Annotated in this window: 5 protein-coding genes and 1 pseudogene; 2 read left to right on the plus strand and 4 right to left on the minus strand. The window is 65.8% G+C overall.

Annotation, left to right across the window (positions count from 1 at the left end; translation table 11 throughout):
• Nucleotides 1-175: 175 nt before the first annotated feature.
• Together ACYVID_RS17935 and ACYVID_RS17940 are read left to right on the plus strand one after the other, a co-directional pair.
• Nucleotides 176-415: pseudogene (locus ACYVID_RS17935) on the plus strand (cold-shock protein); the annotation flags it as partial.
• Nucleotides 416-547: 132 nt separating this feature from the next.
• Nucleotides 548-838, plus strand: coding sequence for a hypothetical protein (locus ACYVID_RS17940; protein ID WP_460739422.1), 291 nt, complete (start codon nucleotides 548-550; stop codon nucleotides 836-838).
• A 47-nt stretch (nucleotides 839-885) separates the two neighbouring features.
• Here ACYVID_RS17940 and ACYVID_RS17945 read toward each other — a convergent pair whose 3' ends face one another.
• From ACYVID_RS17945 to ACYVID_RS17960, 4 genes are all read right to left on the minus strand, one after another.
• Nucleotides 886-2,841 (minus strand): hypothetical protein, encoded by a 1,956-nt coding sequence (locus ACYVID_RS17945; RefSeq protein WP_460739414.1) that lies wholly within the window; start codon nucleotides 2,839-2,841, stop codon nucleotides 886-888.
• A 582-nt stretch (nucleotides 2,842-3,423) separates the two neighbouring features.
• On the minus strand, nucleotides 3,424-5,046 hold the full coding sequence (locus ACYVID_RS17950; RefSeq protein ID WP_460739416.1) for a DUF726 domain-containing protein: 1,623 nt from the start codon (nucleotides 5,044-5,046) through the stop codon (nucleotides 3,424-3,426).
• A gap of 93 nt (nucleotides 5,047-5,139) precedes the next feature.
• Nucleotides 5,140-5,454, minus strand: a complete 315-nt coding sequence (locus ACYVID_RS17955) for a hypothetical protein (RefSeq protein ID WP_460739418.1) — start codon at nucleotides 5,452-5,454, stop codon at nucleotides 5,140-5,142.
• A gap of 70 nt (nucleotides 5,455-5,524) precedes the next feature.
• Nucleotides 5,525-6,859, minus strand: coding sequence for a helicase-related protein (locus ACYVID_RS17960; protein WP_460739420.1), 1,335 nt, complete (start codon nucleotides 6,857-6,859; stop codon nucleotides 5,525-5,527).
• Between the last annotated feature and the right edge of the window lie 129 nt (nucleotides 6,860-6,988).

A 6,988-nucleotide genomic window follows, 5' to 3' on the forward strand; every position in this document is an offset into this window, starting at 1 on the left:
ACGGACGGCTCGAGCACCTACGCGGATCAGCGCTCGGGTTCCGCAACCTGACCAACTACATCGCCAGGAGCCTGCTTGAGACCGGCGGCTTCAGACCCCTACTACACCCCGGTCTGTGAAGAGCCCCATTGGGATCTTGGTTCCGAATCGTGGTCCGTCGGAATTCTCTGCCGGGATGCTCGTCACTGCAGTCCCTCCCTGGTATGCGCCCTCGGCTGAGACCGACCTTGCGACTCCGCTTCAGCGAGGCACCGTCAAGTGGTTCAACCCAGACAACGAAACCGGCTTCATCACGCCCCGTAATGGAGCCGCCGACGTCTTCGTTCACCTATCGATGGCCCCTGCCCTGGCGCGGCTTGTCGAAGGTCAAGGCGTGGTGTACCGAACGCGACCAGGCGAACTTGGTCCCATCGCCTACGACGTCACTCTTGACACTGCCGCCGGTAGTCCCACCGACTCGCGGGTTGACCAGCAGCACTTCCCCGCCCACTCGGAGATAGCACCCCCTGCCGAGCCGAGAGTGGCGCGATATGTCGGAAGGGAGTGCGTGCTCACGATCAGCGACGGCTTCCTCATGATCGAGCACCAGAGCGTCCGCACGCCCGCGGAACCCATTCAACTTCACCGTCTAACCGGCGCGCGCTTCGAAGCTGCGACGCGCTGGACAGCTGGAATATTGACGATCGCCATCGACGGTCAACCCTTGAGCGTGCCCACAGGAACCAGGGTAGGCAGCGACCCCAGGACGGCCGTGTTCAAGGCGAAAGACAACACGGTTTTCGAGCAACTACATCGATGGCTTCTCGGTGTCGCTTCGCAGAACCTGCGCGGCAGCTGACGTTGGTTTCTTGTCGTCGACTTCTGGCCGCGGGCCCGTTTGCCGAGCTACCCGAAGCGGGCGGTGGGCAGATGCGCACCCAGGTAGCCCACGTATACCTTGCCCGACTTGGCCGAGTCGTCATGGAAGTGGAGTCGGGGCGCGGGCGCGGCTCTCTTGGATATGCGGATGTGCGCGGCCATGTACACCTCTCCCGACTCGTTCACGCTAGTCGGGACTGTGAAGACCCGCACCGAGCGCAGGGCAGGGCTCTGGTCGACAGTTTGGCTTTCGCCGGGGGCCACGGAGTTGGCCGAGATCGCTGACCGTCCCCCTGGAGGGCTTTGACACCAGGCCATGAACGATCCTTGGAATTCGCCGCGGCTGCGGGCTTGTGCGTAGTCGTTGAGCGCGATCAGGGCTTGCCAGGTCTTGATGGCGAACATCTGTGAGGCGGCGTGAAGATCCAGCTCCGCAGCTGTCTGGTCGGTGTCGCCGATGACCACGTGGGTGAGGTGCTCACGTGCCAGTTCCAGCGCGTCAGCTACCGACGGTGGCGCTGCGGGCAGCTCGTCGTCTTCGCCGAGAGCGGCGTCGCCCATCTCTCGTAGGCGTTTCTCAAGCCAGCGGGCGCGCCGCTCAGCGGTCTCGAGGGCGGCGGAGGTCTCGGTAGCGTCGAGTTGAAGGTCCTCCAGCTCCATGCGAGCCAGTTCGAGATCGCCGTTAGCGTTGTCGCGTTCACGTTCAGCGTCAGCCAGTAGCGCGTCGTACAGCTCGCGTTGCTCAGCCAGACGGGGCGCTTCTGCGTCGTCGGGTTTCTGCGCAGGTGGCGCCGACGAGTCCGATTCGGTGGCCAGTGGGTAGGCCGCGAGGAGTTCGTCGAGGGCGGCATCGAAGTCGCGGGCGAGCTGTGCTGTGTCCGTGCTCGCCACAGACGTTCTCGTTCCGCCGAGCAGATTGAGCAGCTTGCCAAGACGCTCTTGTAGCCAGGGTGCGCCGAGCGGTGCGCTCCGCAGTCGCGGCACTGGGCGTGATGCCGCTGTGTCGTTGACATCGACAGCTGGTGAGTCTGCTGCGGTCGCGGTCGCCGCCGCACCTGGGTCGGTCGTGGGGCCCCACTTGGGCAGGGCCCGGCGCGTCGAGAGCGCTAGGACCTGGTCCTTGACACCTGGGAAGGCCCTCGGGCCCAGGGCGGCAAGGCTGGCACGTCCCAGGGTGCGGTGTCGGCCGGCGTCGTCGAGGGTCCCGTCAGCAGCTGGTCGGAGGCCCGGTAGGTAGGTCCGCAGGCCTCCGGCGTAGACGGCGTAGCCCTCCGGGAGCCGTTGAGCCAGTGCCTGGGTCGCTTCGCCGTCACTGAGCTGGAAGACGGCTGCCACTCCGGCGAGATCGCGAGCCAGCAGGCTCGCGAGTCGATCCTGGTCGTAGGCTCGGCGAGCGTCGGCGGCGAAGACGAGGATCGGGACTCGGCGCCGGGGATCGAGAATGTAGCGGGCCAGTTCGGCGATGTGGGCGCTGGTGATGACCCAGGGCTCTGCCGTGAGCGGGACCGTTCCGTCGGTGCCTTCCCCGGCAGCGAGAAGCTCGCGAACGAATCGGGGACTTCCTGGCCTGGATGCCGTCTGACCCTGGGGTGGTTCGTGCTCGAGCTCGACCCAGATCCAGGGCGCCGAGACTGGGCCCATCTCGTGAGACCCCGGTGCTGGGTCGTCCGCGACTTCAGCGTCCCGCTCGGGTTTCACTGGAGGCAGGAGCAGGCCGCTGTTCGTGATCCAGCGCCCCTGGTCGGCGGTGATCTCCTCCAGGTGCCACCTGGTCAGCGTTGACCCGTCGTGCAGGGTCTCGGTGGCGCGGAGCAACGCAACACTCTGCTCGGGCGCTTCGACGAGCTGATGGCTCCCGTCGGTCAGGCCCTCGGGAGGCAGCGGGTACCCCTTGGTCTGCAGCCACTGCAGGAACAGAGGCTCAGCGGAGTCGAAGATCGCGTCATCGGTGGAGCTGAAGACGGAGCGATAGACCAGGGTCACAGGTGCGGCCTCCCGAGGAGTGGTGGTGAGAGCCGGTCTATCCAGGTGTCGTGGTCACGCTCATCCCACGACGAGTTCTGAGACCCGGACTCTGAGTCTGATCCCGGCATCGCAGCGAAGTGGGCCAGAACCGCGCGAACTTCGACCGCACTGAGGTCGCGCAACGAGTCGACTGAGCGGCCGACCGCTCGCTCCACTGCCAGCTTCCGATCCGTCATGTCGACCAGGCCCTGGGCGTCGAGTGCACGGCGGAGCGGGCACGACCTCTCCCGCATCAGAGCGGCCCGCGACTCCGCCTTCAGCGGCGCCTTGGTGGTGGCCAGATGATCCAGAGCCAGGGTGAGCGTGTCCCGGCAGCGGTGTCGCGCCGCCGGGCGCGACCGCAGGGTCGTCGTCGGGGAACAGAGACTGGTCCATGGACACGCCCGCATCGTAGGGCAGCCAGATCTTCAGGCCAGGTCATGTCGCCGGGCCACGACCGGCCATGCCCGACTGGCAGGCACGACGTCGGCGGGACCAGCTGTCTAGGTAGTGGCGTATCGGATTGGATATCCGATACACCCGACTGCATCGTCGGCCGGGCTACTTGAGGTCGAGGTCCTTGCAGTAGCGGGAGTGGCCGTCGACCTTCGAGGTGACGTCGACGTTGATCAACCTCGGCAGCGAGGTCTTCATGCCGTTGAGCCCGGCCGCAACCTGTCCGGCCTCGACGGTGGCATAGAGGAACTTCAGGACCTTGTCGTTGCGAGAGTGATAGTTGTAAACCTTGCCGACCACGGCCGTCTGCAAGGCGGACCAGTCGCGCTTGGCGTTGTTCGCGACCCCGAGCAGGTGCACCTCGCGCACCTTCGGTGCGCTCGGCTTGGTGCCCAAAGACTCGGCGGCACAGACCATGGCTCGTGCGCCCAAGGAGTGACCAACCAGCACCACCTCGTCGAGCTCGGTTCGCGCGACGAGGTCGGCGACGATCGCTCCGGTCTTGTTAGCTCGGGTTCGAGCGGTGTGCCAAGGATTCTTGACCAGGTCCAGAACGATGAGTGCGCCAGTCAACGGGCTGACCCTCTTCGCGGCGGTCTTGCTGGCTTTGAGTGCGGCTCCCTTGATGGCCATGCCCAGTTGTGCTTTGCCGGCACCCGATCCGAGGACCCGCCCCAGCGCTGCGAGCTCGTGGGAACCCCAGTGAACGCGGTACACGGTGGAGTCTGGATAGCGCTGGGTTACCAGTCGTTCCCAGTCGCCCCATCCGTCCTTATCCTCTGTCAGGAAGCCGGAGCAGACGATCACCGCGGGGCCGCTGGCGCCCTTCTTCAAGGTGTCGATGCGGAAGGAGTCGTCCTGGCTGATGTAAGCGTTGGTGACCCCGTAGCCGAGCGCTCCGCCGAGTGCCCCGCCCGCAGCTGCGATGATCGCGGTGCCACCGGCCATTCCCAGGCCGCCGCTGGCGATGGAGCCGCCGCCAACCAGAGCCAGTCCGTAACTGGTGGCTGCCGCGCCGGTGTATCCGCCGGCCAGCGTGCCGATGGCGCCGCCGACCAGAGGGGCGGCTACCAGGCCGACTCCTGTCATGGCTCCAGCGGCGAGCACACCTGAAATGCCGAGCTTGGAGAGACGGGAGAGGTTGGCCTTGTCGTAGTGGAGGATCTCGGCGAAGTTGCTGAGGTCTTCGATCTTGGCGTGAGCCAGCTCGAAGCTCGGGATCACGTGGCGGTGCTCCGCGCAGTACCGCGGGATGCGGATGGTGCCGAATCCGCGGGTGGCCATTGCCCCGCATCGAGGCGCGGCGCAGGACAGGGTCGCGGCTCCGCAACCAGCACAGAGATAGGTGGGCACTGCGAAGGCGGCTTCGACCTTTCGGTGGCCGTGTTGCTCGAAACAAGCAGAGCACCACGCCACCTTCTCCTGACTGCCTTGCTTGTCAACGAGGTCGGCGATCTCGCAGGCGAGCCGGCGGTGCAGCTCCGCCTGCTTGGCGTATTCGCTGCGCTGTGCACCTCGAGAGCGGCGACCGGCCTTCTCCTGACAGGCGTAGGCCCAGAGGTTGGTGACGAGGACCCTGTTGTCCGCCAGACGGTCGCTCCCCATGATCTCGTGCTTGGGATCATCGATCCGCCCGCGCACGGTGATGGTCCATCCACGGTCGGTCCGCAAGGTGGCACTCATGCCGGCGTTGCCGATCGGCTGAAATTCTGCTTGTGATTTCGTCACACGCAGAGGATCACCGGAGCCGCCCGGTAGGTAAAGATCTGCTCGACTGCGTCGACCCACTTCCGGCCGGCGACAGCTCGGACGAGTTCGCTACTACTCAGTGGCGTCGTCCGGGAGACGTGCAGGTGGTAGGTCGCGCTTGCGGGCCGCCGGGTGCAGCCTGATCGCCTCGAGAACAGCATCGAAGTCGGCCGCGATCGGCCCGATGCCGTCCATGTGGTGCTCACGGTGTCGGTAGAACGCCCAAGCGCGCAGAAAGTCAACACCGCACCACTCGGGGATTCGTCTGGTCTGCTCGTACTCGGCCATCGCCGGACCAAGCAGCAGGCCGAGGCTGCGAGGATCGCGGGCGATGCGTTCGTAGCCGTTGTACTTCCGGGCCCAATTCAGTTCGTCCTGACTAGCCATGGTCGGATCCTTCCATCCGCTGCTATCGGAGTGCGCCGGATGAGAAGTCAGCGTTGAGCGATGGAGCTACCTAGGCGCTAGCGCGTCTCCTTTGCCAGTGCTGCTCAGGGGTGGGCGAGGCGCTCAGCAGCCTCTCTGCCATGGTTGCCCGAGCCACGCGCCGCTCTTCGCGGCGCTGCTCGTCCAAGGTGTCGGGGACGATGGACACGTGCTCGACCTTCGTGTGCCGGCTACCCGGCCGGCGAATCCGACCCAAGCGCTGGCTGGCGCGCTCTGCGGTCCACGGTGTCCTTACCTCTACCAAGGCTGAGCAGTACTGCAGATTCAGGCCAGCGTCTGCCACGCCGCTGGCCACGAGGAGACCGCCCTGCCGTTGGTGGGCAGATATCGCTTGCGACCGCTTGCTTGGAGACGTAGCGCCGGTCATCACGAAGACCGGGGTGTGGTTTCGTGCAGCGACCTCGGCGATCGCGTTGACCGTCTCCAGGCGTTCGGTCAGCACAAGGATGTGCTCGTGGCACTCACCCGAGCGCTCGTGCCACTGCATGACGGCCGCGGCGAGACCCTGAGGATCATGACTGGCACGGTCGCGCAGCTGGGCTCGACGGAGTCCGGAGAATCGCTCAGCTGCGGCCTGCTGAGCCAGTTGGCGCCGCCCCAGAGGCACGCGGATATGGCTGGTGTCGACTTCAGGGAGGTCGACACCGAGATCATTGGCTCGCATTCGCACTGAGCCAGTGGCGAGGAGTGAACCCAGCCAACCGATTCCTCGGTCGGAGATCCAGCGCGGTTGGCGTTCACCCGGGCGGAACTCGGCGAACTCGACTTCAGCAAGCACAGCCTCCACGTGCCGTCGGCTGATCAAACCGGACGTACTGATGAGCCCGATGAGGTCGGTCGCAGCCACGCAGTCAACCGGTGTGGCGGTCGCGAAAACGACGCCACCTGCTTCGTCCGCGAGCGCATGCACGGCTCGCTGAACTCGAGTCGGCTTGGGGACGATCGTCGAGGCCAGATGAGCCTCATCGACAAGAAGGAAGTTCAGACCGTCGCGACGGACTTCATCCACCAGCAGGTGCGCACGCGAGTGGGCGACCAGCGCCCACTGCCCGGGAGCAGGCACCCGATTGACCAGCGGATCCGGTAGCCCGGGCGACCAGATCGCTGCCTCAGCTCTGAACTGCGCAATGAGCCCCGGCGGCACCATCACCATGGCGCTGCCCCCCTCGAGTAGACAGACGACCTCAACCGCCCCCAAGAGCACGCCCGTCTTGCCACACCCCGGCTCGGACAGCAGCAGGCTTGCGTCTCTGCTGGTGACGAAGTCGATCGCCTGCAGCTGGTCGCGTCGGAGTTCAGGCTCCGGCGAGGTGGCGATTGGCGCAGAAGGGGTTGGAGACGTCATGAGGGACTGCTGCACGGATAGGTGACATCTGATCTGTGGTGCCGAGAGGTGCCGCTGGAAGGATGTGCGCTGTGCCCAAGCCCTACCCCAAGGAGTTCCGCGACGACGTCGTGCGCGTGGCGAGGAACC

The sequence above is a fragment of the Nocardioides ginkgobilobae genome, from assembly GCF_054781275.1.

What these genes read in the sequence shown, in the direction of transcription:
- ACYVID_RS17960 (WP_460739420.1), bottom strand. Translation starts at nt 6,859, where the DNA reads ATGACGTCTCCAACCCCTTCTGCGCCAATCGCCACCTCGCCGGAGCCT.
- ACYVID_RS17955 (WP_460739418.1), bottom strand. Translation starts at nt 5,454, where the DNA reads ATGGCTAGTCAGGACGAACTGAATTGGGCCCGGAAGTACAACGGCTAC.